At 54.2% G+C, this 26770-nt stretch carries 26 protein-coding genes and 1 tRNA gene; 6 read left to right on the top strand and 21 right to left on the bottom strand.

The features are described 5' to 3' along the window. Window positions 1–33: 33 nt before the first annotated feature. Both UC14_RS11735 and UC14_RS11730 read right to left on the bottom strand, forming a co-directional pair. On the bottom strand, window positions 34–573 hold the full coding sequence (locus UC14_RS11735; RefSeq protein WP_015689648.1) for a LysE family translocator: 540 nt from the start codon (window positions 571–573) through the stop codon (window positions 34–36). Window positions 574–577: 4 nt separating this feature from the next. Further along, window positions 578–874 carry a chorismate mutase gene (locus UC14_RS11730; protein ID WP_013574966.1) on the bottom strand — a complete coding sequence of 99 codons (297 nt, stop codon included), beginning with the start codon at window positions 872–874 and terminating at the stop codon, window positions 578–580. Between the two features lie 337 nt (window positions 875–1211). Here UC14_RS11730 and UC14_RS11725 point away from each other — a divergent pair, with 337 nt between their 5' ends. Together UC14_RS11725 and UC14_RS11720 are read left to right on the top strand one after the other, a co-directional pair. Continuing rightward, a complete protein-coding gene (locus UC14_RS11725) occupies window positions 1212–1829 on the top strand; it encodes a dTMP kinase (protein ID WP_112151781.1) in 618 nt (205 codons plus the stop codon). 137 nt (window positions 1830–1966) lie between these two features. Continuing rightward, window positions 1967–2449, top strand: a complete 483-nt coding sequence (locus tag UC14_RS11720; RefSeq protein WP_013574968.1) for a glutathione peroxidase — start codon at window positions 1967–1969, stop codon at window positions 2447–2449. Here the strand turns inward: UC14_RS11720 and UC14_RS11715 are convergent. From UC14_RS11715 to UC14_RS11695, 5 genes are all read right to left on the bottom strand, one after another. Then, window positions 2446–3141, bottom strand: coding sequence for an ABC transporter ATP-binding protein (locus UC14_RS11715; RefSeq protein WP_015689650.1), 696 nt, complete (start codon window positions 3139–3141; stop codon window positions 2446–2448). The two genes, UC14_RS11720 and UC14_RS11715, sit on opposite strands and share 4 nt — an antisense overlap. A 10-nt stretch (window positions 3142–3151) precedes the next feature. After that, window positions 3152–4840: an iron ABC transporter permease gene (locus UC14_RS11710; RefSeq protein ID WP_013574970.1), complete on the bottom strand. Its 1689-nt coding sequence runs from the start codon at window positions 4838–4840 to the stop codon at window positions 3152–3154. Beyond that, window positions 4824–5861, bottom strand: a complete 1038-nt coding sequence (locus UC14_RS11705) for an extracellular solute-binding protein (RefSeq protein WP_013574971.1) — start codon at window positions 5859–5861, stop codon at window positions 4824–4826. Before UC14_RS11705 ends, UC14_RS11710 begins: the two co-directional genes overlap by 17 nt. Window positions 5862–6074: 213 nt before the next feature. Beyond that, window positions 6075–6989 (bottom strand): GGDEF domain-containing protein, encoded by a 915-nt coding sequence (locus UC14_RS11700; RefSeq protein ID WP_013574972.1) that lies wholly within the window; start codon window positions 6987–6989, stop codon window positions 6075–6077. Window positions 6990–7327: 338 nt separating this feature from the next. Further along, window positions 7328–7924, bottom strand: coding sequence for an XRE family transcriptional regulator (locus tag UC14_RS11695; protein ID WP_112197731.1), 597 nt, complete (start codon window positions 7922–7924; stop codon window positions 7328–7330). 43 nt (window positions 7925–7967) lie between these two features. Here UC14_RS11695 and UC14_RS11690 point away from each other — a divergent pair, with 43 nt between their 5' ends. After that, window positions 7968–8672 carry a B3/4 domain-containing protein gene (locus tag UC14_RS11690; RefSeq protein ID WP_112197730.1) on the top strand — a complete coding sequence of 235 codons (705 nt, stop codon included), beginning with the start codon at window positions 7968–7970 and terminating at the stop codon, window positions 8670–8672. Window positions 8673–8948: 276 nt separating this feature from the next. On the opposite strand, the gene UC14_RS11680 is transcribed toward UC14_RS11690, so the two are convergent. Genes UC14_RS11680 through UC14_RS11660 form a run of 5 tightly spaced genes read right to left on the bottom strand, consistent with a single transcriptional unit; the run spans window position 8949 to window position 14850 of the window. Further along, a complete protein-coding gene (locus UC14_RS11680) occupies window positions 8949–9722 on the bottom strand; it encodes a FadR/GntR family transcriptional regulator (protein WP_013574975.1) in 774 nt (257 codons plus the stop codon). Between the two features lie 16 nt (window positions 9723–9738). Further along, complete coding sequence (locus tag UC14_RS11675) at window positions 9739–10524, bottom strand: ATP-binding cassette domain-containing protein (RefSeq protein WP_013574976.1); 786 nt, start codon at window positions 10522–10524, stop codon at window positions 9739–9741. Next, window positions 10521–12317 carry a dipeptide/oligopeptide/nickel ABC transporter permease/ATP-binding protein gene (locus UC14_RS11670; protein ID WP_112151784.1) on the bottom strand — a complete coding sequence of 599 codons (1797 nt, stop codon included), beginning with the start codon at window positions 12315–12317 and terminating at the stop codon, window positions 10521–10523. Before UC14_RS11670 ends, UC14_RS11675 begins: the two co-directional genes overlap by 4 nt. Beyond that, entirely contained in the window at window positions 12314–13261 is a 948-nt protein-coding gene (locus tag UC14_RS11665) for an ABC transporter permease (RefSeq protein WP_013574978.1), read from the bottom strand. The genes UC14_RS11670 and UC14_RS11665 overlap by 4 nt, the downstream gene beginning before the upstream one ends. 14 nt (window positions 13262–13275) lie before the next feature. Beyond that, the gene (locus tag UC14_RS11660) at window positions 13276–14850 is read right to left on the bottom strand and encodes an ABC transporter substrate-binding protein (RefSeq protein WP_112151785.1); all 1575 of its coding nucleotides are present in this window, start codon (window positions 14848–14850) and stop codon (window positions 13276–13278) included. A gap of 143 nt (window positions 14851–14993) precedes the next feature. Between UC14_RS11660 and UC14_RS11655 the strand changes: the two genes are divergently transcribed. Further along, window positions 14994–15644: a DUF1028 domain-containing protein gene (locus tag UC14_RS11655; RefSeq protein ID WP_112151786.1), complete on the top strand. Its 651-nt coding sequence runs from the start codon at window positions 14994–14996 to the stop codon at window positions 15642–15644. Between the two features lie 297 nt (window positions 15645–15941). Here UC14_RS11655 and UC14_RS11650 read toward each other — a convergent pair. Both UC14_RS11650 and UC14_RS11645 read right to left on the bottom strand, forming a co-directional pair. Next, window positions 15942–16017, bottom strand: a tRNA-Asn gene (locus UC14_RS11650). A gap of 151 nt (window positions 16018–16168) precedes the next feature. Beyond that, complete coding sequence (locus UC14_RS11645) at window positions 16169–17377, bottom strand: pyridoxal phosphate-dependent aminotransferase (RefSeq protein WP_013574982.1); 1209 nt, start codon at window positions 17375–17377, stop codon at window positions 16169–16171. Between the two features lie 203 nt (window positions 17378–17580). On the opposite strand from UC14_RS11645, the gene UC14_RS11640 reads away from it, so the two are divergent. Next, entirely contained in the window at window positions 17581–18783 is a 1203-nt protein-coding gene (locus UC14_RS11640) for a gamma-glutamyl-gamma-aminobutyrate hydrolase family protein (protein WP_198670064.1), read from the top strand. Window positions 18784–18842: 59 nt separating this feature from the next. Here the strand turns inward: UC14_RS11640 and UC14_RS11635 are convergent, their stop codons facing one another. From UC14_RS11635 to UC14_RS11605, 7 genes are all read right to left on the bottom strand, one after another. After that, on the bottom strand, window positions 18843–19763 hold the full coding sequence (locus tag UC14_RS11635) for a dihydrodipicolinate synthase family protein (RefSeq protein WP_015689654.1): 921 nt from the start codon (window positions 19761–19763) through the stop codon (window positions 18843–18845). A gap of 34 nt (window positions 19764–19797) precedes the next feature. Further along, window positions 19798–20982 carry a Xaa-Pro peptidase family protein gene (locus UC14_RS11630; RefSeq protein ID WP_112197728.1) on the bottom strand — a complete coding sequence of 395 codons (1185 nt, stop codon included), beginning with the start codon at window positions 20980–20982 and terminating at the stop codon, window positions 19798–19800. Next, complete coding sequence (locus UC14_RS11625) at window positions 20979–22076, bottom strand: mandelate racemase/muconate lactonizing enzyme family protein (protein ID WP_112197727.1); 1098 nt, start codon at window positions 22074–22076, stop codon at window positions 20979–20981. Before UC14_RS11625 ends, UC14_RS11630 begins: the two co-directional genes overlap by 4 nt. Window positions 22077–22086: 10 nt before the next feature. Next, complete coding sequence (locus UC14_RS11620) at window positions 22087–23250, bottom strand: M20 family metallopeptidase (RefSeq protein ID WP_112197726.1); 1164 nt, start codon at window positions 23248–23250, stop codon at window positions 22087–22089. An 83-nt stretch (window positions 23251–23333) separates the two neighbouring features. Further along, window positions 23334–24077 (bottom strand): amino acid ABC transporter ATP-binding protein, encoded by a 744-nt coding sequence (locus tag UC14_RS11615; protein ID WP_013574988.1) that lies wholly within the window; start codon window positions 24075–24077, stop codon window positions 23334–23336. Between the two features lie 10 nt (window positions 24078–24087). After that, entirely contained in the window at window positions 24088–24801 is a 714-nt protein-coding gene (locus UC14_RS11610) for an amino acid ABC transporter permease (RefSeq protein WP_013574989.1), read from the bottom strand. Window positions 24802–24847: 46 nt separating this feature from the next. After that, complete coding sequence (locus tag UC14_RS11605; RefSeq protein ID WP_013574990.1) at window positions 24848–25666, bottom strand: ABC transporter substrate-binding protein; 819 nt, start codon at window positions 25664–25666, stop codon at window positions 24848–24850. 192 nt (window positions 25667–25858) lie between these two features. On the opposite strand from UC14_RS11605, the gene UC14_RS11600 reads away from it, so the two are divergent. Continuing rightward, a complete protein-coding gene (locus UC14_RS11600; RefSeq protein ID WP_013574991.1) occupies window positions 25859–26758 on the top strand; it encodes a GntR family transcriptional regulator in 900 nt (299 codons plus the stop codon). The last annotated feature ends 12 nt before the right edge of the window (window positions 26759–26770 follow it).

The following is a 26770-nucleotide window of genomic DNA, read 5'->3' as shown; positions in this document are numbered from 1 at the left end:
CTTTTTTCCAGTGCTATCTAATACGAATATTTATTATTGCACGGCCATCGCCAGTCGAATCCCAACTGCAGTAAAGGCCAGCGCTACACCCCAACGAATGCCGGTCATCACCCTGTGATTTCCTAATACACTATGACTAACAGCCGAAGCAAAAATGCCATACAGAGAAAACACAGCAAAAGTCATGGCCGCAAAAATTGCAGAAAGAATCAACATGCTCTGTGTGGGGTGTACATCCCTGGCGGCGATAAACTGCGGAAGAAATGCCAGGAAAAATAGCGAAAGCTTGGGATTAAGAAGATTGGCAACCACAGCCTGCTGTATCAAGGCGCGATGAGATAACGCCAACCCGGGGCAGTCAGCAGATAAAAGTGTCTTATCCCGTAGCGTTTGCCACGCCATAAACAGCAGGTAAGCCACACCGGTATACAGGGATTTTTGCCCGCCGCTGTCCATCAAACCAATGCCGAACTGGTCGTGAGTATGCCGCCCAAAAGAGATATCGCTGTTGGCGTTTACCGCCTCGATACCCGCTACAGTAAGGGGGAGAAGTTGAATGGTATGTTGGCGCATGATGTCAGCGTTTTTCCTGTCGGAGCTGGTCGTGTTGCTCGAGTTCATAATCGATAAACGCACCGATCATTGTCCGGTAGACCTTTTCGATAATCACTTCGGGAAGTCCTGCTTCAGTGGCCTGTTGACATACCTTGTCGATGACCTGTTGGACGCGGTCAGGCGCGCGAACGGCTGAGTGGTCAATTTTGAAAGCTGCTGCAGCTTTAACACATTCGCTGCGTTGCGCGATCATCTTAACCAGTTCGCGATCAATCTGATCGATTCGATTTCTAACATCTTCAATTGACAAAAAATTCATCTTCAATCCACCTGACTAGTACATGAGTATGTCAGCTTACATAAAATTTCGATTAAATACAGTTTTGAACCTGAAAGGTTCTGGCTGAGAGGACGATATATAAAGTAAAACTTATCCAGAATCTCGCTGCTATTGGCATGGTGATGAATTTGTGAGGCTTAACGTGGGATGTTTTCCGTTTGCTAAGCGGATCCCTTAAACTACACCGTGCAGGTCACAACCCGTGAGTCAGAACCCTTGCCGGAATGTTCATCAGTGTCTGTTCATCTGAAGGAAATAAGATGTTTTTGCCAGATTTGAGCTTTACAAAAACCCTGTATCAATCGTCATTTCAGGAATGAGTCGTCCGTTGTTTATTTCTCTGGATGGGCCCAAGGGGGTCGGCAAAACCACACTGTTGGAGGCCATGACGAAAGTACTCAGGGCTGACAACAAGAAGGTGGTCCGGCTTTGCGAGAAAAAAAGCGATCCTTACAGGAGGGAAACAATGGCCCTCGTGAACAGGCTCGCCAGAAATCCCTCCCGGGATTTGGAGCTGGAGGTTTGTGAGCGCTTTGCTGATAGCCGTGCATGGATTTCCCGGCATGTGCTGACTAAACAGCCACCGGACAGCATTATTTTGATGGATCGTTGGTACCCGTCGGAAGCCGCGTTTCGCCGGATGGTTCCATTTGCAGAGATTTTACAGCTTAACATTGAACGAAATGTGAGAATGCCAGACCTGCATGTCGGGGTGGTTACCGCGCCTGATATTTCATGGGCGAGGGCCGCAGCCCGACCGCGTGGGCTAAGTAGTACGGTGATTCATAAGCTGGAAGATCATGTCGCCTGTACCCAGGCGTTCGAGCGGGAAGTTGCAGATCACGGCTGGGTTTTATGCCGTAATGAAGGAATGATCGAAGACGCAACGATGCAGGTTATTTCTGAGATCTACAGAGTGCCCGGATGCCCATAGTCATCGGTTTTGCGGGCAGACTCATTGAACCGGTGCTGCGACTGACTCTATCTTACTCATCGCGACGCGAGGCCTTTAGCACGTCGGTTTGTTTTTCTTTTCGTTCGACTTTGCCAATTCCCTCTGAGGAGCCCGACATGATCACCTTTCATCAACTCACCGCCACCAGTCTGGATGGCCAGCTCATCTCTATGGCCGACTATGCGGGTAAGCTGGTTCTGGTGGTGAATACCGCCAGCCATTGTGGCTTCACGCCACAATACGCAGGCCTTGAAGCGCTCTACAAGAAGTACGCTGCACAGGGTCTGGTGGTGCTTGGTTTTCCCTGCAACCAGTTCGGTAAGCAGGAACCCGGCGGCGCCGACGAAATCGCGCAGACCTGTCACATCAACTATGGTGTGAGCTTCCCGATATTCGAAAAAGTGGAGGTCAACGGCGCTGCTACGCACCCGGTGTTTAGGTATCTGAAAAACGAATTGCCCGGTGTGCTCGGTGGGCGGATCAAGTGGAACTTCACTAAGTTCCTGATCGGACGCGACGGCAAACCGCTCAAACGTTTTGCACCGTTCACCACCCCGGAGAAAATGGAAACCGTAATACTTGCTGCACTTGAAATCTAAATGTTCGCGTAATTCGAATCGTCCACCTTTATTTTGTGATATTCACCCTGTTGCACATAACCAATATGATCTGCCATCAATTGCGCTTCTTGCTCACTGTGCGTCACCAGAAGTGCCGTTTGCCCGGCTTCACGCAGAATATCGCGCACCTCGCCGCCGAGTCGCTCGCGCGTTTTTTTATCCAGACTGGAAAAGGGCTCATCCAGCAATAGGATCTCTGGATTCGGTGCCAGCGCGCGAGCCAACGCAATGCGCTGTTGTTGCCCGCCGGAGAGTTCGTGGGGATAGCGGCTGGCATGGCTATGCAATTCCACCAGTCTTAACAGCGCCGTCACTCTGGCTTGTTGCTCCTCACGCGGTATCCTTCGCAGGCCAAACGCAACATTCTGTTGAGCTGTCAGGTGCGGGAATAACGCATATTCCTGAAAGACCATGCCGACATGACGTTTTTCTGGCGGCAGATGAAGACCTGGCCCGGCAACGCGATGCTGTGAAACATAGATCTCACCGCTTTGCAGCCGTTCAAACCCGGCAACGGCACGCAGCACCGTGGTTTTCCCGCAACCCGAGGCTCCCAATAAGCAAGCAAGCTCCCCCTCACGTACTGACATTGAAAATCCTTTCAATACCGGTTGCTGGCCGTTGTCATAAGCCACATGCACATCCTGAAGGCGTAACGCAATTTCTGACATGGTGGTTCCTTTAGCCGTGGCGAGTCATCTGATGACGCACCAGCAATATAACCGGCAGCGTGCCTGCGAGAACAATCATTAAGGCGGCAATGGCCCCTTCTTCATAGGTTCCACGAGCTGCTTCTGCATAGAGTAACGTTGCCAGCGTCTCGAAGTTTACCGGGCGTAAAAGCAAGGTTGTCGGCAGTTCTTTCATCGCGTCGGCAAAGACTAATAATGCGCTGCTAACCAGCGCGGGGCGCAGCAACGGGAAGTGAACCCGCACGAAAGTCCCCGCACCATTTTCCCCCAACAAACGCGATGCTTGTTCCAGCGAAAGAGGGATACGGCCAAGCCCGGAATCCAGTGCGCCGATGGCAATGGCCTGGAAGCGCATCGCGCAGCAGATAACCAGCAAGATACCGGCGGACATCAGCGGTAAGCCGCGAATATCCATTAAATCTGCCAACCATTTGTCTGCTGCCATTGCCGGAGTGAGAAAACCAATCGCCAGAATGGTGCCAGGCACCGCATAGCCTAAGGACGCAAGGCGCATTACGCCGCGACGAAAGCCCGACATCGTGTTATCTGCGGCACTGTGCCTCGCGCTCCAGGCCACCAGTAAACTGACGCAAACCACCACCAGAGTGGTGCCTGCCGCCAGCGACAGCGTATTTTGTAAGGCTGAAAGCAACGAAGGGGAGAGGGGATTTTCTTCACCTAAACGCTTTGCGCTTTCCCAGGCTAAAAATACAACCGGTGCGAGGAACCCCAGAATAACCGGTAACGCAATAACCGAGCTGAGCAGCCATCCACGCCAGCCGCGTACTCTGGTAGGTTGAATCTCTCGCAAGCTGCGGCTGCTAAGGCCTTGTTTTCTGCGACCATAAAATTCCAGCGTCAGAATGCAGAAAATAAACATCAGCATCATGCAGGCGATTTGCGCGGCACCGGCAAGATCGGAACGCGAAATCCAGGTGGTGTAGACGGTGACGGTTAACGTTTGTACGCCAAGAAATTCAGATGCGCCGATATCATTGAGCGTTTCCAGTAGCGCCAGGCTGATACCGACAGCCAGCGCCGGGCGAGCCATCGGCAGGGCAACACGAAAGAAAACACCGGCAGCGCTGCAACCCAGGGTACGAGCGGCTTCCAGCAAATGTGCAGGTTGGCTGATGAACATCGCACGGGTCGTCAGATAAACGTAAGGATACAGCACTAAGCCGAGCAGAATAATGGCGCCGGGCAGGGAGCGTAAATCCGGTAAACGGAACTGCCGCGGACTGTCGAAGCCCAGCAAAAAACGAATGAATGTTTGTAGCGGGCCAAGGGGATGCAGCAGGTCAAGCCAGGCAAAGGCCACAATATAAGTCGGCATGGCTAGCGGCAGCAGTAACGCCCAGCTAAGTATTTTGCGTCCGGGGAAATCCCATGCTGTGACCGCCCACGCGCTGCCGACGCCAGTCACCCCCACGATCACGGCGACACCTGCCAGCAAAAGCCCGGTATTTTTCAACACCGAAGGCAGCACAAAAGTGATGAGATTATCCCAGTGCGAGAAATCAGCCTGCGTCGCCTGCCAGATTAGCGCAACGATAGGTGTGAGTACGCCAAGCGCAATACCTAGCGCGGCAAGATGCAGCGGCGTTAATAATGACTGCGGCCCGGAAACCAGGCCGCGTAACGTCGGAAGACGAAGTGATTTATTGATCGAATCCAACTTTATCTACCAGCAGGCTCGCTTGTTTACGGTATTTCACCATCTCGGTTAACGGGATTTTATCGACATCGATTTCACCGATGGTGGCGGTGATCACCGGATCAAGCGCCACACCTTTCAGCACCGGGTATTCAAAGTTCGCTTTGGCGTATTGTTGCTGGGCGGGTGCGGAAACCAGATATTCCATCAGTTTTACGGCATCAGCTTTGTTCGGCGCATAACGAGCCACTGCAGCACCACTGATATTCACGTGCGTGCCGCCTTGTTCAAAGGTTGGTTTCACCACTTTAATGGCATCGCCCCACTTACGCGCATCGGTGCCTTCTTTGGCGTTTTTCATATGGCCGATATAGTAAGAGTTTGCGAGGCCAATATCGCAAATACCGCCGAGGATATCGCGAGCAACGTCACGATCGCCGCCAGTCGCTTTACGTGCCAGATTAGCCTTCACACCACGCAGCCACTCTTCGGTTTTCGCTTCACCGTGGTGGGCAATCATGGCGGCAATCAGTCCGGTATTGTAAGGATGCTGGCCGGAGCGAATACACACTTTGCCTTTGTATTCCGGGCTGGAAAGCTGTTCGTAATGCCAGTTATCCATCGCCAGCGATTTCTCGGCGTAAAGCACGCGAGCGCGCATCGAAAGCGCAAACCACTGATTATCTGCTCCTCGCAAGTTTGCCGGAATAGCCGTCTTAAGCGTTTGTGACTCCACAGGTTGTGTCACACCTGCTTCCACTAAATCAATGAGATTTCCTGCATCTACCGTCATTAGCAGGTCGGCAGGGGAGTTCTGGCCTTCCGCTTTAACACGTTCGAGCATGCCATCCTTGATGTAAACCGTATTGACTTTTATGCCGCTCGATTGTGTCCAGCTATCCAGCAATGGCTGGATCAGACCGGGTTCGCGAGTGGTATAAAGCGTCAAAGTATCTTGGGCGAAAGCCGGAAGGCTGACGGAGAAAACCAGAGCCGATGCAAGCGTGATACGGCGCAGTCCGGTGCGAGGCAAAGCATTCATCGTTGATATCCCAGAGTAATTGAAACTAATTGTGACCCGGGCAGGACAAGATCCCTGCGGCATGCGCACAATAAATGATAATCACTCACAGTTACAATCATTGCAAAGTGTAAATGATTCACATTTACACAACTTTAATCAACGCGATGATATGGCCGGACACGGAATCGGGAGGGCTTATGCAGGGGGATTGATACCCGATCGTTGTATCTCTTACTCCTCCACCCATTCGACACGATTTCTTCCAGAGTGCTTCGCCTGGTACAACGCGATATCTATACGTCGGAACAAGCTTTCCTGGCTTTCATTTTCTTTTTTTATCCCGGCACCGATGCTGACGGTGAAGCGAATTTCATCATTAATCACTAATTCTCTGACATGAACTAATATTTTTTCGGCCATTAATCGTGCTTCTTCAAATACTGACGTTTGCACGATGACGGCAAATTCTTCTCCGCCGACGCGGGCGGCGATGACGTTATTTTTAAAGAGTTCACTGAGCATCAGGCTAAAGGCTCTCAGGACATCATCGCCAATGTAGTGGCCGTATTTGTCATTTATATTTTTGAAGAAGTCAATATCGATTAAAAAGACGTAAACACTGACATTATCTAAGTCCATAAGGGCGTTTTTAAAATAACGACGATTTGGCAAACGTGTAAGCTCATCACGGAATGAATTAATGCTCATATCCGAATATTTATTATTCACATAACGTACGATGAAATAGATGCCTGCCGAGACGCAGACCATACCTGCCAGCTTACTGAGATCCTCAAGATAATACCCGACCCACATCGGCTGGCGAATAATTTCATCCATCAGATCAAATGCTGCAGACACAATCCATATCATCAGCCCCGCGTTTATCCATCGGCGAAGACTGGTTTTCAATAATAATCGATTAAAGTTCCACAAGATAAAGTTAAGTATCAGCAATTGGATGCCATCAAATATCCAGCCAGAATTTTGTATCCAGGAACCCTCGTTCTGTTTTGTAGAAAATGCGACAAGATTAAACACCATAACAAAAATACACAGCATCACCGATAATGCCATTGGCATATACAGAATTTTACGTGATTTGTTTTTAGTAAAAAGTCCGCTTTCATACTTCAAAAATGGCATAGTTAGTCCCTGATACAGGTAGATACTAAAATCAGATTTCGGGAGTGTCAGACTCTGACCTTCTTATTGTCTGAGAAAGCGCCGCAACACGCACAAAACAGGCTGAGTGATGATGGGGGATCAATCGGGACTTCTTCTTTATCAGATGAGCCAGCAAACTGTCAAGATGACAGTTTAGGCGTGACATCGGGGCGTGAGCAGGCTGACCCTGCCCGAGACTGCTCACTCTCGCACGCTGTTTTTACAAGGTTATTTAGCGCACCTCGAACTTTCCTCACCGGGCTGACCGGTAGCCGAACTACTCAGAATCACACCCGGGGAAACAGCAGCCACTGTTTTCAGCGGCCTTTCTCATTTACCGTCATGGTAAACACGGTCACCTCCGTGCCACTGTTCATATAGGCATGCGGCGCGTCTGTTCTTGCAACCGCTGCACCCCCGGGGCTTATCACGTAAGTGGTGTCGCTGACGACGAGCGTCAGGGTCCCGCCGGACACATGAAGCAGTTCACTGGTGCCTTCCGGATGGCCGGGAGACTCAAAGGTTTCCCCGGGGTAAAGCACCCACTCCCACAGCTCGACCATGTCCGGCCCGCTCGTGCCCGCAAGCAGGCGCGCGCTGCCACCTTTTTCTCCTTTCCAGAGTACGGGAATGTCACCGGCATTGATGAGATGAACTGCGGGCTTGCCAGCTACGTTGACAAAATCGGCCACGGAGACGTTCATCGCAGACGCAAGGCGGCAGAGCAGGGCAATGCTGGGGTTGGCCCGGCATCCTTCTATCTCAACCAGCATTCCCTTACTGACGCCCGCACGGCGGGAAAGCTCATCGAGCGACATTTTTTTCTGGCTGCGGTAAAGCTTTGTGCGCGCGGAAACGGCCTCGTTTATTCTGGCTGCATCGGCGTCGGTCGTTATATTGACTTTACTGGTCATCGGTCATTATTATGTAATAAATCAGTCATTACAGGATTATCCTATGCCAGCCGTGTCACCGTCAATCAGCCCTGAAATTTACCGCATCGCACCGGGTTTTCGTGCGCTCAGCATCTGCGTGAAAGCGGCCCCCGTGGCCGATGAGCGGGTGGGGGAAGTCGCGCTGCGGGAAGCCTGCGAGGCCGCTCAGGCCGGGCAGCCAGCCTGGGCTGAGGCCCACCTCAGCGCATGGGCGGAGGTATTCCGCGCCTTCGGTGCAAAACCTAAGCGTACGCCCTGTTCGGCAGAAGCCCTGAGAAAGCGCGTCATAAAGGATGGCACGATGGCCGCTCTCGATCCGGTGGTTGATCTGTATAACGCGGTCAGCATCCGGTATGCCATTCCGGTAGGTGGTGAAAACCTTGCGGCTTACGCCGGGATGCCGCAGCTGGTTGTTGCTGACGGAACCGAAATTTTTGACACTATGAAAGACGGTCAGCCGGGAAGCGAGTCACCGGAGGCGGGAGAAGTTGTCTGGCGCGATGACACCGGTGTGACCTGCCGCCGGTGGAACTGGCGACAAGGCGTCCGGACGCGGCTGAGCGTGGCAGACAGCAGCATGTGGTTCATCCTTGAGAGCCTGCCTGAAATGCCTTTGGATGCGCTGCATGCGGCTGGCAGAATGCTGACAGACGGCCTGGGAAAAATGATGCCCGGGGTGCGCTGTCAGACCGTTCTTATCAGCAACGTATTGTCTGACGCGGAATAACTTTTGCTCTCCTGGCGCGGCCAGCCACTGTCGACAAGGATATTTATTCCTTCGTCTGTCTGAATCAAATATCCCGGTACAGGTATATCACCCGGCTGCATAGTCCCCAGGTAAAGCATGTACAGGCGCATGACATTTTCTCTTATTTTCATCAGCATAATAAAAATAGATGAATATCTGGCTGCTCACAGCACCAGCGACAGCCATACCTCTGTTCTGATCTAACTTCCGCTTAAGCGGGATACTTACACGCTGAAACAGGTTTCAGAAGACGCGTCACTCCGCCCGGTCGCTCAAAAAACGCTCCTCAAGCGTGGCTTCCAGCCCAAGCATGGCGTCTTCGGCATGCTGCATGTGTTCGGTCATGATCTGCTGAACGGTGGCGGCATCCTGACGGCGCATCGCGTCGATCAGGCGATATTGATAATCAATGCCGACGCTGCGCGCCACCGGCTCGGGGCGCTGGTAAATATCTTTGCAGACGGCCAAATCTTTGAGCAGACGTTGCAGGAAATGGCAGATAAACGCCAGCAGAACGTTGTCAGAATAACTGGCCACCACGCCGTGAAAATCCAGTTCGGCCATGCGCTGTTCCCAGCGTTCAGCTTCGTCAGCGGGTTCATGATCGTAGACGGCAATCAGCTGATGCAGTTGCACGAAGCCTTTGGCGTCGATATTGCCGATGGCGCTGACCGCCACCAGAGGCTCCAGCGCTTTGCGCAAGGCGTAGATATTGCTGATGGAAAGCTGACGGGTAAACAGATAATTGGACAGCAAACTCATGGCGCGAGATTCGGTCATTGAATCAATAAACGCACCGCCACCGGGGCCGGTTTTGGTGCGGATCAGCCCCTGAACCTCTAAAGATTTCAGCGCTTCACGCACTGTGCCTTTCCCTGCGGCATAACGCGTTATCAGATCTTTCTCCTGCGGCAGACGGTCGCCGGGCAGCAGATTCTCGCTGATGATGCTCTCTTTGATGGCATCGACAATTTCATCAGTGCGCTTGCGGCGTACCGGTTCCGGTTGGTGTGTCATTTCAATACTCATAAATCCCTTCATTGATTTAAACCCTTGGCGCACTGGCCAGAAGACGTTGCGTGTAGGCGTGCTGCGGTGCGTTGAACAACCGATCGTTATCCGCGCATTCTACTAAATCACCGTGATACATCACCGCCACGCGATCGGCAATGGACTCCACCACCGCTAAATCATGGCTGATAAACAGATACGACAGGCCGAACTCACGTTTCAGGCGATCGAGTAATAACAAAACCTGTGCCTGTACCGACACATCTAAAGCACTGACCGGCTCGTCAAGCACCAGAATACGGGCCTCGGCCGCCAGTGCGCGGGCAATCGCTAACCGCTGAGCCTGACCGCCAGAAAACTCATGCGGATAACCACTGAGCGCGTCGGCAGGCATCTGCACTGCCTCCATCAATTCCAGCATTCGCGCTTTACGTCGCATGGTGGGGTAGGCGCATAAATAACGCAGCGGCACATCCAGCGTATCAGCGATGGTTTTTCGGGGGTTGAGCGAGGCCACAGGATCCTGAAAAACATACTGAATCATCTGGCCGAAGGCTTTGTCGCTGCGTTTAGCATGTGTCGACATCGCTTCGCCCATCAGTTTAATGGTGCCGGACGTCGGACGTTCCAGACCGACCAGCATTCGCGCCAGCGTACTTTTACCTGAACCACTTTCACCCACTACCGCCAGCGTTTCGCCTTCAGCCAGATGCAGAGATATCCCTTTTACCGCTTCAACCTGCAGTTTGCGGCCGGAGAACCAGCCTGAGGTACTGCCGAAGGTTTTCACCAGCCCGTTGACTTCAATCACGTTGCTCATATTGCCCCCGGCTGTGGTTTTGAGTTGGCATACAGTTCGCCGACCTGTTTGAGGAAATCGCGTCCCTGGCCGAGTTTCGGCACGCTGGCAATCAGCCTGCGGGTGTAATCATGCTGCGGGTCCCGCAGCACTGACCGGGTTTCACCGCTTTCAACAATTTCGCCGTTACGCATCACTGCCACCCGGTCGCAAATCTGGGCGATCACGCTAAAATCATGAGTGATGAATAGCAGCGTCAGGCCACGTTCACGACGCAGCTGTTGCAGCAGCTCGAGAATACGTGCCTGTACCGTGACATCCAGCGCGGTAGTGGGTTCATCGGCGATGATGATTTCCGGGTCATTGGCCAGTGCCACTGCGATGCCGACACGCTGACGCTGCCCGCCAGAAAGCTGATGGGGAAAGGCGTCGAAGCGCGCCGCAGCCTCATCAATTCCTACGCTGTGGAGCAGCGTCAGTGCTTTCTCTTTAGCCAGCCGGTTTGACAGCGGCTGATGGGCCTGAATGGCTTCAATGATTTGTGCGCCAATGCTGAACTGAGGGTGCAGGGTGGTCAGCGGATCCTGGAAAATATAGGCCACCCGCGCGCCGCGGCACTGTTGCAGCTCGCTTTGCGTTCGCGACAGCATCTCTTCGCCGCCAACGTAAATCGCGCCAGCGGTGATTTCTCCCGGTGGGGAAGATACCAGCCCCATCACGGACAGCGCAGTGACGCTTTTTCCAGATCCGCTCTCCCCAATCAGCCCCAGACATTCTCCTTTGGCAACGTAAAAACTTACGCCTTTGACCGCTGCGACGGATTGTTTTCCCGAGCGGAAATTCACTTGTAAATCCACCACTTCCAGCAGCGCATTCTTGCCCTGTATGGCAGAGGGAACGCTGGCACGATTGACCGTAGTGACGGCTTTCCCGCGCAATAGAATGCCGGACTTCAGGCGTGGATCGAGCAGGTCGCGGACGCCGTCACCCAGCAGATTAAAACTCATGACAAGAATGAAAATCGTCAATCCAGGTACGATGGAAACGTGCGGTGCGCTGAACATCTGTGCGCGTCCCTGACCCAGCATCGAGCCTAAATCAGCGTTGGGTGGCTGGGTTCCCAGTCCGAGGAACGACAACCCGGCGGTCTCTAAAATCATCCAGCCGACGGTGGTTGACATGGTGACCACCACAACCGGCATCATGTTGGGTAGCACTTCGGTCAGCAAAATTTGCAAATGATTTTTGCCCGACAGCCGCGCCGCCTGAATAAAATCGCGCTGACGCAGGCCAACGGTCAGACCGCGAATATTACGGGCGAAGAAAGGAATATTCACCACCGAGATGGCGTAAAGCGCATTGAGCAGTCCGGGACCCAGCACCGTGACGATCACCAGCGCCAACAGTATATAAGGGAAGGCCATCAGCATATCGATCAGGCGCATCAACAGGCTGTCGGTTTTACCTCCGGCATACCCGGCGACCAGACCAATCAGTGTACCGAACAGTGCGGCCAGCAGCGTGGCGCAAACTCCCATTGCCAGTGACACGCGGGTTCCCCACAGCAGGCGGGAGAGCATGTCCCGGCCCAGCGGGTCTGTGCCGAGCCAGTGGCCGGGCGAAAACGGTCGCAGCAGACGGTTGAGCAGATCGGTGGCGTCAGGGTCTGGTAACGGCAGCAACGGCGCGGCGAGGGCGGCACCTGCCACCAGCACCAGCAGGATAAGGCCGAGCGTGGCCAGCCGGTTGGCCAACAGCAGCGCCCACAACGGCTGGCGATGACGAGGCGTGACAGTGATGATGTTCTGGCTCATGATTTTAACCTCGGGTCGAGAAGCGCCTGTAAAATGTCAGCACACAGGTTGATCAGTACATAGGCCGCAGCGGCAACCAGCACGCCACCCTGTACCAGAAGCAAGTCGCGGGTGGCGACGGCTTTCACCATCATTGCGCCAAGCCCCGGCCACTGAAATACCGTCTCTATATAGACCGCGCCGCCGAGCACAAAACCGGCCTGAATACCGATCACCGGAATGACTGACACCAGCGCCATACGAAAGGCGTGCTTATAGATCACTTTGCGCTCGGACAGGCCTTTGGCGCGGGCGGTACGAATGAAGTCCTGACGCAACACTTCGAGCATCGCGGTGCGGGTCAGGCGAGCGATAACGCCGGTGGCAACAATCGCCAGCGTAATAGCGGGTAAGGTCAGATGATGCAGCAAGTCGAGCCAGCCGCCACCGGCCCAAATGGCATACATACCAGAAGCAGGGAACCATTGTAGCTCTACGGCGAACAGCATGATCAGCAGCAGACCAATCCAAAACGAAGGCATGGAAATTCCCAGCAGCACCAGCAACGTAATGATGTGGTCGCCCAGGCCAAACTGGCGGACGGCGGAGAGTATTCCGGCCAGCAGCCCCAGCACGGTGCTTAACAGCAGTGCGCAGCCTCCGAGCAACAGCGTGGCGCCAAAACGCTCCATCACTTCATCAATGACCGGGCGATTAAGCACGTAAGAACGGCCAAAATCGCCGTGCAAAATATTGCCCGCCCAGATCAGATATTGTTGATAGAGCGGTTTATTCAGCCCGAGTTCCTGATTGATCCGTGCGACGTTTTCCGGCGTGGCCCAGGCACCGAGCAACGCCTGAGCCGGATCCCCCGGGATCATTGCCATAATCAAAAAAACAATCAGCGACAACCCGATAAACACCGGAATGGTCGAGAGCAGCCTTTTAAGCACGTAACTCCCCATAAGTTTCTCTCCGATTACTGTTTGGTTACCCGGTTGAGCAACAGATTGAAATTCGGTTGCAGTGCGAAGTGCTGAATTCGTGTGGAGGTTACGGCGTTCTGTTTCCAGTTGGCGACGAAAATCCACGGTGCATCGTCATGTACGAGCTGCTGCACCTGCCTGTAAAGCGCGGCGCGCGTTGCGGTGTCTGTGGTCATGCGCGCTTGTTGCAACAGATTGTCCACCTGCGGATTGCTGTAATAACCGGAGTTAAAACCGCCTTTTTTCGGCCAGGCGTCGGTGCGTAGCGTCAGGAAAGGTAGGGTGTCAGGGTCGTTGGTCATCCAGGCCATTTCCGCCATATGGGTGTGATTGTCCAGACCGGCATTAACCTTCGATAGATAGGTATTCCACTCATAGGTCTGGAGCGAAACATTCAGACCTACTGCTTTCAGGTCAGCCTGAATGGCGGTGGCCATCGGGATGGGATCCAGCATGCCTGATCCCCCCTCGGCGACGTAGAAGGTCAGCGTTGTCCCTTCTGCTCCGGCGGCTTTCAGCAGTGCGCGGGCTTTAGTCGGATCATAAGGATAGGGCGTCACCTCTTTATTGGCCGCCCAGTTAAAGGCGCGGGGGATCGGACCCTCGGCTACGTCGGCCGAACCCTGCAAAATTTTATCTGTCAGCGACTGTTTATTGATGGCGTAATTCACCGCCTGTCGCACCCGCACGTCGTTAAAGGGGGGCACTTGTGTATTGAGCATCACGTACCAGACGTGTGGGCCGGTAGTCTGGTACAGGCGGAAGCGGTCACTTTTCTCCTTGAACAGTTTCACCGTGTCAGGAGGCACTTCTACCATTGCATCAATGCCGCCGGAAAGCATCTCGGCGACCCGCGTATTACCATCGGTGATGGGGCGGAACACCACGTTTTGTACCGCAGGTTTACCGTCCCAGTAATCACTATTGGCCGTCACCACCACGCGCTGATTGGCTTTCCATTCTGCAAAGCGGAATGCGCCAGTGCCGACCGGGTGACGGCCAAACTCTTTGCCGTATTTTTTCACTGCCGCTGGTGACACGATAAGGCCGGTTGGCGTGGCGAGGTTGGAGAGAAACGGTGAGAACGGCTCTTTCAGCGTAAAGACCAGCGTATTTTGGTCCGGTGTTTCGATGTTTTTTATCGAAGAGAAGAAAAATGACAACGGGAAAGGCCCGGTGTCATGCCACGGATTTTTATCATCCAGCATACGGTCAAAGGTAAATTTCACCGCATCGGCATTAAACGGTGTTCCGTCCTGAAATTTCACCCCTTCGCGCAGATAAAAGCGGTAAGTAAGGCCGTCGGGACTGATTGTCCAACGAGTGGCCAGCGCCGGTTCGATATCCAGTTTCCCCTCACCGTTACGCACCAGCCCGTCGTAAACGTTCACCAGAATGCGCGAGTCGTTGGCTGCGGTAGCAACCTGTGGGTCCAGCGATTGTGGCTCAGCCACCTGACCAATCAACAGCGCATCCGCAGGGGTTCTGGCCTGCACCTGAGCCTGCCACGACAGCGCAAAGAGACAAAAACAGATTGGCATAAATGACTTTTGCAAAGCTGGCAGCATATCGACCTCGTCGCTTAATAAAACGCTATGTGGAAACCTCAGAAAAAAATCAGGCGTTGTCCTGTTTATTATTTATGCGTATAAATTAACTGAATTGCAATAATTTATACGTATAAATTTAACCAGACTGTCGCGGAGTACTTATGACTTTTTCTATCGTGGCGCGGGATCCGCACTCAGGTGCGGTGGGTGTCGCCACCGCTACCGCTGGCCCTGCCGTGGGTGCATTGGTGGTACACGGACGTGCGCAGACCGGCGCGATTGCCACCCAGGCAATGACCAATCCACTTTACGGGGAGCGGGGTCTGACGTTGTTACAGCAGGGGGCCGATGCGGCATATACATTGAAAAACCTGCTGGCGCAGGATGCGGACGCTGCCCGAAGGCAGCTACTGATAGTCGATAATCAGGGCAATACGGCGCAGTGGAGCGGGGCAGATTGCGGAGTCTGGGCCGGAAGCATCGCGGGGCATCAATGTGTCGTCGGTGGGAATTTACTGACTGGGGAACGAACGCTGTTTGCGATGCTGGAAAATTATCACCTGCAAACTGACCTGCCGCTGGCCGACCGCCTTCTGGGGGCCATGAACGCCGGTGCGCAGGCCGGCGGCGACCGGCGCGGGCTTAAATCTGCGGCGCTGAAAATCTGGTGCGACCGTCAGTATGCCAGCGTTGATCTGCGCGCTGACTGGTCCGATGCGCCGTTGGAGGCGTTAGCGGAGATCCTGCAACAGACGCGCTCTCCTTCTCATGCCGATTTTTTTTCCGCCTTACCGAAAGGCCAGCTGCGTTAATCAGTCATAAGATTGCATAAAGGTACAGGCCATGAGAATCAGAAACATTAAAGGGTTTTGCGGGGAGTTTTAATTTGCGGATTTTTGAGTCGTTAAGAGATATTTGGGGGTCACTGTGTCATCGAACTCACCTGACCCCAAATCTGACCACCAAATTTTCCCGGCGCCGAGGGAAAACTGAAAATGCATCAGGACTATTTTCACACTCACTGATTGCATCAACGCCATACAGGCCCGGGCTCCGGGCATAAAAAGCAAAAATCCCGCTTAAGTTTCCTTAAGCGGGATTTTCTAATTTGGCTCCTCTGACTGGACTCGAACCAGTGACATACGGATTAACAGTCCGCCGTTCTACCGACTGAACTACAGAGGAATCGTTGGAACGGGGCGAATAATAGCGACTGCCCCGTGGCATGTCAAAGGGGAAACTGAATAAATGTGTGCGTTTGCTGATACTTTAGCCAAGTTGTTGAGAATAGAGTCAAAAAGGCCCGTTTTCATATTGAAGCAGGCCTTTTTCGGTCTTAACGCAATTCACGACAAGCGCGGGTGATTCGCTCGCAGGCTTCCTGCAACCGGTTGTCATCGATGGCATAAGCAATACGCAAATAACCCGGCGCACCAAAAGCAGAACCCTGAAGCGTGGCGACATGGCCTGATTTCAGCAGATAAGCTGCAAAATCTTCATCTGTTCTGAGAATATCGCCTGAAGGTGTCGTTTTACCTGACATCCCCTGACAATTAGCGAAAACGTAAAATGCGCCCGGCGGCGTTTCGGCACTCAGGCCGTCAATGGCATTCACGCAGTTCATGATCAGGGTGCGACGGTGCGTCAGGATGTCGATCCAGTCCGCGATGAATGCATTGCCCTGTTCCAGAGCGGCAACAGTCGCGGCCTGAGAAATGGAGCTGGGGTTGGAAGTGCTTTGCGACTGCAAAATTTGCATGGCAGAAATCAGCCACGCGGGGCCGCCCGCATAACCCAAACGCCAGCCGGTCATTGAATAGCCTTTAGAAACACCGTTTACGGTCAGGATACGCTCTTTCAGACGAGGTTCGACTTCGGCGAGTGTGGCGAAAATACCGGGCACAAAACAAATTTGTTCGTAGATGTCGTCTGCCATCACCAGCACCTGCGGGTGCTCCAGCAGAACGGCGGCCAGTGCGTGGAGTTCGTCAGCTGAATAGACTGCCCCGGTCGGATTGTTCGGGGAGTTGAGGATGACCCAACGTGTTTTCGGGGTGATTGCGGCGGCTAAAACTTCCGGCTGCAATTTCCAGCCATCACTTTCCAGACAATGAACAATCCGCGGTTCACCTTCCGCCAGTGCCACCATATCCGGATAAGACACCCAGTAAGGGGCCGGGATAATCACCTGATCGCCAGACGAAACGGTGGCCAAAAGTGCGTTGAAAATGAGTTGCTTGGCGCCACTGCCCGCGATGACTTCATCCGGGCGGTAGCTGATCCTATTTTCACGATTAAACTTAGTCATGATGGCGTGTTTAAGCGCGGCGGTACCGGCAACGGCAGTGTATTTTGTGTCACCTTGTACAATCGCGTCGATGCCGGCCTGCTTAATATGTGCGGGAGTATCGAAATCCAGCTCACCTTCGCCCAGGTTGATGACATCAGTACCTGCCGCGCTGAGCGCACGAACCTGGTCGGAGATCGCCGCTGTCGGCGAAGGGCGCACGCGACGCAAACGAGGTGCAAGAAATTCAGCAGACATTGTTTCCCCTGTATGAACAATAACAAAATTGTATTATGTGAATCATTAAAACCAATTTAAACTTACCATTCTTCTTTTTGCTTTGCTCATAATTTCTTCGTGCTGAGCGGTATTTTACTGACGGAAACGGCAGGGCAGCGGGTATGGCTGGCGGTGAGCCTGCGGGCTGTCTGAACTTTTCATTTATAATTCAAGGTTGTCTTATGGCTTTTATTTTTGTTGCACATGACACACCTGAGCCGTCGCTGTACGGTGCGATGGCGGCAATACTGGCGGCACAAAAGGATTTACCGCTGGCGCATCTGCCGGTGAGCTGGGATACCGCACGCTACCCTGATGCCTGCCAGCACGTCGTTGGTGAAGGGCAACGGGTAACCAGCGGGTTGCTTTGGGCAGAACGGCTGATTTTGCAAAGTGCCGGTAAAGTGATGAAGCTGGAAGAATTGCTGAAGACGTATGGCACCGGGGATGTGGTGATCCCCCTCGGGCCAATACAGATCATTCAGTTCACTCAAGTTGCACGGCAGGTTCGCGAAAACGCGTTTGACTATGAATTGATTACGGTTGAGCGCGAAAATCAGGGGTATATGTTCAGGCGGCACGGACTGACGGATGAAGCCGCCGGATGCTGGTGGCGTGATCGTTATGGGCGCTGGATAAATCACGATACGCCGCCACAAACCACCACTTCGCTGCGTATCGCGCTGGTCGGTGCGCAGTCCGAGCAGTGCACGACCTATCCGGCCACGCTCGCTGCGCTGGGTGATGCCGCGGATGCTTTATCAGTGTCGCTTGATATGGTGTATGCCGCGCCCCAGGTGCTGGAAGATCATCTGCATGAAGTGATGGAAAACGTCGATGGCATTTTACTGCCGGGCGGATCCGCGATGTGTAATGTTACCGGACAGATTTGTGCCGCACATTACGCCCTGAATCGCCATATTCCCATTCTCGGCTTGTGCCTGGGCATGCAAACCATGACTACGGCCATCGTGCAGAACATGATGGGTTCTGCGAAAGCCAATCTGGCGGAAGCGGATCCTGATGCTGATATTAAAACTTTTGTGCCGCTGACGAATACGCCCACATTTCCGGTTCACCGCCTCGGGGATCATCGGATGCATTCCCGCCCCGGCAGCCGGTTGCATGAGATTCTTGGCGATGAATTTATCGTGCGCTACAACCACCGTTTTCACCTTGCACCTGAACTGAAACCGGATCTGGAAAATCACGGATTACTGATCAGCGGGACCGATGCCACCGGCAAGATTGCTGACGGAATCGAATTCACCCGCCATCCGTTTTACCTCGGCGTGCAGGGCCACCCGGAGTTGTCATCACTGCCGGTGAAACCTCACCCGTTGCTGATAGCTTTTCTGAAAGCGGCGTCAGCTCAGCACGGATAAATTGACGGCACCATGAAAAATCCCCGCCTGCAAAGACGGGGATTTTTGCTTAAAGCGGGTTACTTCAGGGTGACGCCGGAGCGCGGATCGGCGGCCAGACGGCGCAGTTCCTGCTCCACCAGCCCGATGACGTCAGCTTGCAGATCAATCAGCGGGGCGCGGACATGGTGGCCGTCAAAACCGCGCAGGTTCATGGCCGCTTTTACCAGTTGCGGCTGACCGAAACGGCGGGCCAGCGCCCGGTACGGATACCACAGACGGTGCAGTTCGCGTGCGGTGCTGGCATCGCCGCTTTCCAGCGCACGATAGGTTGCCAGAATAATTTCCGGCAAAGCGCCGCTGTTGGTGGTGCTGATGCCGTCAAAACCACACATCATCGGCCCTAAAAATGCCAGATCGGAGGCGCAGAACAGACGCAGACGCCCGCCAAGACGGTTGGCAATCTGATCGATGGCGGTCGGGTTCAGATCACCTTGTTTGATACCCACCACGCCGTCGATGTCGGCCAGTTGCTCCAGCACTACCGGCGGCAACGTAATGCCGATACCCGGTGCGTTATATACCAAAATACCGGTGCGTGATAACGGTGCCATCTGTTTGAAGAAGCTGATAATTTGCGCGTCGGTCACTTCAGAAACAAACGGCGGCGTGACCATCGGCAGGCCACCCAGATCGCCCGCCAGTTGCGTTAAATCGCGCACGACACGGACATCTGACCCTGCGCTGCACAACATTACCGGCACGCGGTCACCCACCACTTCCATCACATGGCGGAACAGCGTGGCGCGTTCGTCGGCGGTCATCGCCGGGAATTCACCGTACGTGCCGCCAATCAAAATGCCGTCATAACCGAGGCCGATGACCCGCTCAATGTTGCGGGATAACCCGGCAAAATCAAACTCGCCGCCCGGCGTAAAAGGCGTCACGGTAATATTAAAAATACCTTTCAGGCGCGCCTGACTTTCACTGATGTCTTTCATTTATTCAATTCCCATCATCTGGTTAAAAGCAAAATCAAAGTAAGGTCAGCGGACGATCCACTGTGCCGAGGGCGCGATAGCCGGTTTCGGTCACCACAATGGTTTCACTGACACCGACGGTGAATTCGCCGTAAATGCGCAATGCAGGCGGAATGTGGAAGGTCATTCCCGGCTGTAATTCGGTGGTGATGCCGCTGTAAAGGCTGAGGATCGCGCCTTCGCCCCAGTCCGGTGCGAACGAAATACCAATCGAATAACCGGTGCGTTTTTTGAAGTTATCGGTATAGCCAGCGCGGTCGATAACGGCCTGACAGGCCAGATGCGGCGCTTCGCATGTCGCGCCCGGACGGATGGCATCGAGTGCAGCCTGCAACGCTTCCTGACAGACTTTTTCCATTTCCAGCGCCACGGCTGGCGGTTTGCCGAGCCAGGCGGAGCGCATCAGGGCCGCGTGATAACGGTCGTGAGTGGCGGCCATTTCAAGGAAAATCGGGTCGCCCCCGAGAATTTTACGGCGTCGCCATGTACCGTGCGGCACACCGGTGCGCGGGCCGCTGGAGACCAGCGGTTCCATGCCCATATATTCGGAACCGGCGGCAATCGCTGCCCCCATCATGGCGGAAACCAGATCGTTTTCTGTCGCACCTGCGGCAATCGCCGCGCGGCCTGCCAGCATGCCAGCGTCAACGTAACGGGCGGCGTGCGCCATTTTTTCCAGTTCTGCGGCTGATTTCACGGCGCGCAGTTGCTCGATAACACCAGCCGCATCCTGGATCGTGCCGATTTCAGCCTGTAAGGCTTCGTATATTGCGATCGGCAGAAACCAGCCGCGTTTATCGATACCGATCCGGCTCTTCATCCAGCCACGCGCTTTCAGCACATCGAGCAGGAAATTCACCGGATTATCGCCATCGGTATAAATCGCCGCATCGCGGATAAAGGTGTTGGAGATGAAGTTGAAATACTCAAGCTGGCGGATAACAAACACCGGATCGCCTTCCACCGGCAGTACCAGCGTCTGGAAAGTGTAATAGCCCGGTGTTTGCTGACCTGTCAGGTAAAAGATGTTTTCCGGCCCGGTGATCACCATCACGTCCAGACCGGCTTTCACCAGTAACTGACGCGCCTTCGCCATGCGCTGCCGATATTCTTCTTCGTGAAATGCAGATTCTGCGCCTGGCACGACGCGGCCCGTATCGGGTAATGATGTTGCTGTCATTGTTCAAACTCCTGAATAAATTCTGCCTGGGAAGGGGTGAAGCGGATACCCAGCCCCGCGCCCGGCGGGCTGCTGAGTAACCCCTGATGATAGGAAAGGCCGTGAACCGGGTCGTTACCCAGCCCGTCGGCACCGTAAAGTTCGGCGTAAGCGGGCTGGCAGGCGCGGGCGACGTGCAGGGCGGCGGCGGTAGCGGCACCGCCTTCGTTCATCTGACCAATCATGAAGGGCACGCCCGCTGCCGTAAGACGTCGTGCGGCAGCCATTGTCGGCGCAATGCCGCCCATTTTGACCAGTTTGAGATGCGCCATAATCTTGCCGTTCAGCGCCAAAATGCGTTCTAAATCCGCCTCGCTGCTCATGCTTTCATCGAGCATCAGCGGCACCGGACTGGCTTCGGCCAGCGTCGGATAATAGTGCGCATTAGCGTCAGAAACCGGCTGTTCGAGATAACTCATGTCAAACTTCGCCAGCGAGATTAAATGGCTGCGGGCGGCTTCCGGCTGCCATTGGCCGTTGGCATCTGCGGACAAACTGATTTCGTGCCCGAAACGTCGGCGCAGCGCACTGAGCCGTGCTTCATCTTCTTCGAACGAAGCCACGCCGACGCGCAGTTTAAGCTGTGTAAAACCGCGATCCACATACGCCGTCGCCTGTTGCAGCATCTGCGCCATCGGCGTCCAGAACAGCGTCTGGTTGGTGTGATAACTCACCATTTCGCTATTATCTGCGCCCGCCAGTTGCGCCACGCTGATGCCTTCCTGACGCGCGATCAGATCATGCAGCGCGATATCCAGCAGCATGCGTGTCGGTGCCAGAAAATCCGCCAGCCGTTGCGGCAGATTGAGCAAAATTGTGCTGGCAGGCTGACTGAGATCCAGTTGCTGCAACGCACGGATCACATCACTCAACACCCGTTCGGCGCTGTAACCATTGAGATACGCCATGTTGATGCGCACTTCGCCCAGCCCGTTGAAGTTTTTGTCTTCAAGCAGCAGATACAAGGTGTCCAGCCCCGGCACACTGCCCGACGAGGCGGTATAAAGTTGCAGATGCGGATACCGCAGGTCGGCGCGATATAATGTCGCTTTCACCGTTTTCCCCTCAGCGTTTGAGCATTTTTAAGGCAACATCGCAGTAAATTTTGCTGCCTGCCACGAATTCATCGATGGGGATAAATTCATCAGGTTTATGCGCGACGGCCAGCGAACCGGGGCCGATGATGATGCCTTTAGTGCCCAGACTGCGAAAATGCACCAGATCGCATCCTCCCTGAAAACCGAACGGGCCGGGTTCAGGATTGCCCTGGGCGGCGCAGGCTTCAACGCCCGCCCGCACAATCGGATCGTCAGAATCGGTTTCGGTCGCACCGCCGGTGGTGGGTTTGTAGGTGATGATTTCGCTGCGCACACCGAATTTTTCCTGCGCCAGTTGCAGTAAATCCTGAATTTCCTGTTTCACGGCGTTTTCGTCTTCGCCCGGCACCATACGCCGGTCGAGCAATAATTCGCAGGCGCCCGGCAGCACGTTATCGGCATGTCCGCCGCTAATGCGCGTGACCGTCAGGCTGGCGTTACCGACCAGCGGATGGCAGCGACAACGCACGGTATGTTCATGCGTTTCTTCCACCAGACCGAGCAGTTGCGCGGCACGGAAAATAGCGTTCTCGCCCAGCTCCGGTGTGCCGGAATGCGCGGTGACGCCATGAACGCGAACCAGCGGACGTAAACTGCCTTTGTGCGCCGAGTATGTGGTGTTGGACGTCGGTTCGCCGATCACCACGTAATCGATATGCGCCGGGGCTTCGCGCACATAAAACTTCGCGCCTTCGCTGGCGACTTCTTCGTCGGCGACAAAAATCGCCATCAGCGTGCCGCGCCAGTCATTGCGGTTGGCCGCGAGCCAGCGCATGGCTTCGATCATGGCGATCAGCGGGCCTTTAGCGTCGCAGGCTCCGCGGCCATACAACCGCCCGTCGCGTTCGGTGAGGGTGAACGGATCCTGCTGCCAGCCTTCACCGGCCGGTACGACGTCGATGTGGGTATTAAAGGCAAAGCACGGGCCGCTGCCGTTTTCCAGCCTGCCAATCACGTTGGTGCGTCCCGGTGCGTACTCGCTGAGCGTCATGTCGAAGCCGATGTCGCTGAGCATGGCGCTGATAAGCTCTGCGGCCTCGCGTTCACGTCCCGGCGGGTTTTCGGTATTGATCGCCACCAGTGCGGCAAGATCGCGTTTCATTCTGCTGATATCGGGCGATGAAAGACTCATCGGTGTCTCCTGAAAACAGTGTTGTGGCAAAAGTCAGGCCCCTGGTGAGGGCGCAATAGGTGTTTTGAGAATGCTGAAAAGGATCAATGTAAGATTTGATCTAAGAAACGTTGTGCCCGCAGGCTGACATCGCCGCCGAAGAATTTTTCGCCGGTCGCGTTTTCGATGATTTCGCCGTTTTCCATAAAGACGATGTGATTGGCTGCACGTTTCGCGAAGCCCATTTCATGCGTGACCACAATGCTGGTCATGCCTTCGGCGCTGAGATCGGCCATCACGTCGAGCACTTCGCGGATCATTTCCGGGTCGAGCGCCGAAGTCGGCTCGTCAAACAGCATCAGTTTGGGTTTCATCGCCAGTGCACGGGCAATGGCGACACGTTGCTGCTGGCCGCCGGAAAGCTCATCCGGGAACGAATCGGCTTTATCAGGAATTCGTACTTTGCCGAGCAGTTCCAGTGCCTGCGCCTCGGCTTCACTGCGGCTGACGCCCAGCACGGTCATCGGCGCGAGCATGATGTTTTCGGCCGCCGTCAGATGGGAAAACAGTTCGTAGTTCTGGAACACCATGCCGATGTCACGGCGTAATTTATGCGGCTCGATACTGGCGTGGGTGATGTCCTGATTGCGAAAGAAGATCGACCCCCCCTGGATCGGCTCCAGCAAATTGATGCAGCGCAGCAGGGTAGATTTGCCTGAGCCTGACGGACCAATCAGCACCACGGTTTCGCCCTGAACCACATTCAGTGAACAGTTTTTAAGCACGTGTTGTGCGCCAAAATGTTTATCGACGCCGATGATTTCCAGAACCGGTTTGGATTGACTCACGGACTTCTCCTCAGTTTGGCGTGCTGCTGCGCAGCAGGCGTTCAGTCAGTGACAGCGCGGGTTTCTTGCGCTTTTTCGGATCAAGCGAACGTTCCAGCCAGGCCTGTCCGACCATGAATACGGAAGTCAGCACCAGGTAGTAAATACCTGCGGCGCACAGTGCTTCGAAATATCGGAAGCTGGCGCTGGCGGTCTGATTGGCGATAAGCAGCAGTTCCTGCACGGCAATCACCGACACCAGTGCGCTCGACTTCAGCATGCTGATCATCTGATTGCCCATCGGCGGCAACACGATGCGCGCGGCCTGTGGCAACACAATCTTGCGCATGATCTGGCTCTGAGTCATGCCGAGCGCCATCCCCGCCGTTCGCTGCCCGCTGCGTACGGCCTGTAAGCCGGAGCGTAAAATCTCCGCCATATACGCCCCTTCATTTAAGGACAGCGCCATCACCGCACAGGTGAAAGCGGAGAAGCGCAGGCCGAAGGTTGGCAGGACGTTGTAAACGAAAATAATCTGGAACAGCACCGGTGTGCCGCGAAATAACCAGAGATAGAAGAAGGCCAGAACGGATCCCGCCCGGAAGCGGGATTCCTGCAGCAGGGCCAGCACCAGCCCCGCAATAATGCCAAAGAACAACGAGCACACCGTTAACAACAAGGTCATTAATGCGCCCTGAAAGAACGCCGGTGAGAACAGGTATTGCCAAACAAGATCAAGTGACATGAACTTTCCTCAACGTCAGGGCAACGCTTTACTTAACATCACGGTTTCAGAAAATGGACACCGAAGCCGGGAACTGCCATTTGCTGATGATTTTTTGATAAGTTCCGTCTTTCACCACGTCCTGAAGGCCTTTTTCCAGCAGCGATTTCATTTCGGTATCGCCTTTACGCACGGCAAAACCGATGTGCGTGTCTGCTTCAAACTCAGCGCCGACGGCTTCGAAGGTATCGCCTTTTTCACTCAGCAGCGCCACAGCACCCGGCGTTGACAGGAATTCTGCATCAGCACGTTTTTGTGCCACTGCGACGGCGGAATCCGTGGCAGCCGGGAAGGTCAGCACGGTCAGCGCCGGTTTTTTCGCATCCAGACATTTTTGGTTGTCTGCACGCGCCTGACTTTCTTCAATGCCGCCCAGCGTCACGGCGATGTTTTTGCCGCACAGGGACAAATCTCGACCGGTGATTTTTTCCGGATTGCCTTTCGCCACAATGACGCGGCTGCCGATTTTCAGGTACGGCACAAAATCCACCTGCTCAGAACGGGTCGGGTTGATGTACATCGCTGAGTTGATGATATCGAGACGTTTGCCCTGCAACGCGGGGATCAGTCCTTTGAACTCCATCGACATCGGTTCCGGTGTCAGCGCCAGTTTTTTCGACAGGGCGGTGATGAGATCGATATCGAAACCGGTCAGCTTGCCATCTTTAGTAAATTCAAACGGCATGAACGTGGCGGCGGTGCCATACGTCAGATGACCTTTACTGACCAGAACTGGCGCAGCAGCCTGGCTGAACAACGGGGCACTCAGGCAAATAGCGGCCAGAGAGACGGCGGCATATCGACGCAAAAAAGCTTTTTTTGACATGACAGACTCCAGTTTCCCATGAGCAGGATTGCTCTTTGTGTCTCATTAAATACAATTAAATTTGTGAGTCAAGGCTCTTTTTTGGTGCATTAATTGCACGATTTGGGGGCTTTGTAACCAGACTTCACCATCCTCAAGGCTTGTGATATTGTACAAACCTAAACAACAAATACTTTCAGGTGCTGCTATTCCATGACCCAAACTACGACAGCCAGCGGAAGGCGTCTGGCAAACCAAATCCTTGACCTGATACGTGAAGCAAAATTTGAGCCAGGTCATCATCTCAGGGAGCAACAACTGGCTGATATGCTCGGTGTGTCGCGTACGCCGGTGCGTACTGCCCTGAAATTACTGTGTGAATTAGGCATTATCGAAGCGCGACGCAATCAGGGTTTTTTCCTGCTGAAAGCCTTCGATGAACTTCAGCGCATCAGCATTGATATCCCCGCCAGTAATGATCAGGATTTATACGAGCAACTGGTGAAAGACCGTATCGCCGGAAAGTTGCCGGATTCCCTGACGCAGACGGAAATCGCCCAGCGCTATGACGTCGATCGTGGCGTGCTGGCGCGCACGTTGCTGCGTCTGGCGGAAGACGGGTTGATCGCTCGCAACAAAGGGCATGGCTGGTCATTCTTACCGACCCTGAATACCGATGTAGCGCTGAGTAACGGCTACGGATTCCGTCTGATGATTGAGCCGGGCGCGCTAATGGCGGCAGGTTTTCACGCCGATAAAAGCGCGCTGCGCCGCCTGCGGATGCAGCATATTTATCTGATTACGCATCCGGATATTCTGGCCGTTGATGGCCGTCAGATTTTCGAAACGGACGCCACCTTTCATGAAATGCTGGCGGAGTTCAGCGGCAATATTTTTGTATTACAGGCAATTCAGCAGCAAAACCGGCTGCGCCGCCTGCTGGAGTTCGGCAGTTACACCAATAAACAGCGTGTGCGCGAATGGTGCGAGGAACATGTCGCCATCATCGACGCCGTGCTGGAAGGGCGGATGGAAGCGGCGGCGGACATGATGCGCAGCCACCTGCAATCGGCTTATCAGATGGTGCTTAACAAAGTCAGCAAAGTGGGGTGATCCGCTGTTTTT

This window comes from Rahnella sp. NRRL B-41462 (assembly GCF_003263525.1).
In the GTDB taxonomy this organism is placed as follows: domain Bacteria; phylum Pseudomonadota; class Gammaproteobacteria; order Enterobacterales; family Enterobacteriaceae; genus Rahnella; species Rahnella aceris.
The sequence above is the reverse complement of the archived record's forward strand: the minus strand, read 5'-3'. Positions and strand labels throughout refer to the sequence as shown.

Coding starts and splice junctions, on each gene's coding strand:
- UC14_RS11735 (WP_015689648.1), bottom strand. CDS start 573: ATGCGCCAACATACCATTCAACTTCTCCCCCTTACTGTAGCGGGTATC.
- UC14_RS11730 (WP_013574966.1), bottom strand. CDS start 874: ATGAATTTTTTGTCAATTGAAGATGTTAGAAATCGAATCGATCAGATT.
- UC14_RS11725 (WP_112151781.1), top strand. CDS start 1,212: ATGAGTCGTCCGTTGTTTATTTCTCTGGATGGGCCCAAGGGGGTCGGC.
- UC14_RS11720 (WP_013574968.1), top strand. CDS start 1,967: ATGATCACCTTTCATCAACTCACCGCCACCAGTCTGGATGGCCAGCTC.
- UC14_RS11715 (WP_015689650.1), bottom strand. CDS start 3,141: ATGTCAGAAATTGCGTTACGCCTTCAGGATGTGCATGTGGCTTATGAC.
- UC14_RS11705 (WP_013574971.1), bottom strand. CDS start 5,861: ATGAATGCTTTGCCTCGCACCGGACTGCGCCGTATCACGCTTGCATCG.
- UC14_RS11700 (WP_013574972.1), bottom strand. CDS start 6,989: ATGCCATTTTTGAAGTATGAAAGCGGACTTTTTACTAAAAACAAATCA.
- UC14_RS11695 (WP_112197731.1), bottom strand. CDS start 7,924: ATGACCAGTAAAGTCAATATAACGACCGACGCCGATGCAGCCAGAATA.
- UC14_RS11690 (WP_112197730.1), top strand. CDS start 7,968: ATGCCAGCCGTGTCACCGTCAATCAGCCCTGAAATTTACCGCATCGCA.
- UC14_RS11680 (WP_013574975.1), bottom strand. CDS start 9,722: ATGAGTATTGAAATGACACACCAACCGGAACCGGTACGCCGCAAGCGC.
- UC14_RS11675 (WP_013574976.1), bottom strand. CDS start 10,524: ATGAGCAACGTGATTGAAGTCAACGGGCTGGTGAAAACCTTCGGCAGT.
- UC14_RS11670 (WP_112151784.1), bottom strand. CDS start 12,317: ATGAGCCAGAACATCATCACTGTCACGCCTCGTCATCGCCAGCCGTTG.
- UC14_RS11665 (WP_013574978.1), bottom strand. CDS start 13,261: ATGGGGAGTTACGTGCTTAAAAGGCTGCTCTCGACCATTCCGGTGTTT.
- UC14_RS11660 (WP_112151785.1), bottom strand. CDS start 14,850: ATGCTGCCAGCTTTGCAAAAGTCATTTATGCCAATCTGTTTTTGTCTC.
- UC14_RS11655 (WP_112151786.1), top strand. CDS start 14,994: ATGACTTTTTCTATCGTGGCGCGGGATCCGCACTCAGGTGCGGTGGGT.
- UC14_RS11645 (WP_013574982.1), bottom strand. CDS start 17,377: ATGTCTGCTGAATTTCTTGCACCTCGTTTGCGTCGCGTGCGCCCTTCG.
- UC14_RS11640 (WP_198670064.1), top strand. CDS start 17,581: ATGGCTTTTATTTTTGTTGCACATGACACACCTGAGCCGTCGCTGTAC.
- UC14_RS11635 (WP_015689654.1), bottom strand. CDS start 19,763: ATGAAAGACATCAGTGAAAGTCAGGCGCGCCTGAAAGGTATTTTTAAT.
- UC14_RS11630 (WP_112197728.1), bottom strand. CDS start 20,982: ATGACAGCAACATCATTACCCGATACGGGCCGCGTCGTGCCAGGCGCA.
- UC14_RS11620 (WP_112197726.1), bottom strand. CDS start 23,250: ATGAGTCTTTCATCGCCCGATATCAGCAGAATGAAACGCGATCTTGCC.
- UC14_RS11610 (WP_013574989.1), bottom strand. CDS start 24,801: ATGTCACTTGATCTTGTTTGGCAATACCTGTTCTCACCGGCGTTCTTT.
- UC14_RS11605 (WP_013574990.1), bottom strand. CDS start 25,666: ATGTCAAAAAAAGCTTTTTTGCGTCGATATGCCGCCGTCTCTCTGGCC.
- UC14_RS11600 (WP_013574991.1), top strand. CDS start 25,859: ATGACCCAAACTACGACAGCCAGCGGAAGGCGTCTGGCAAACCAAATC.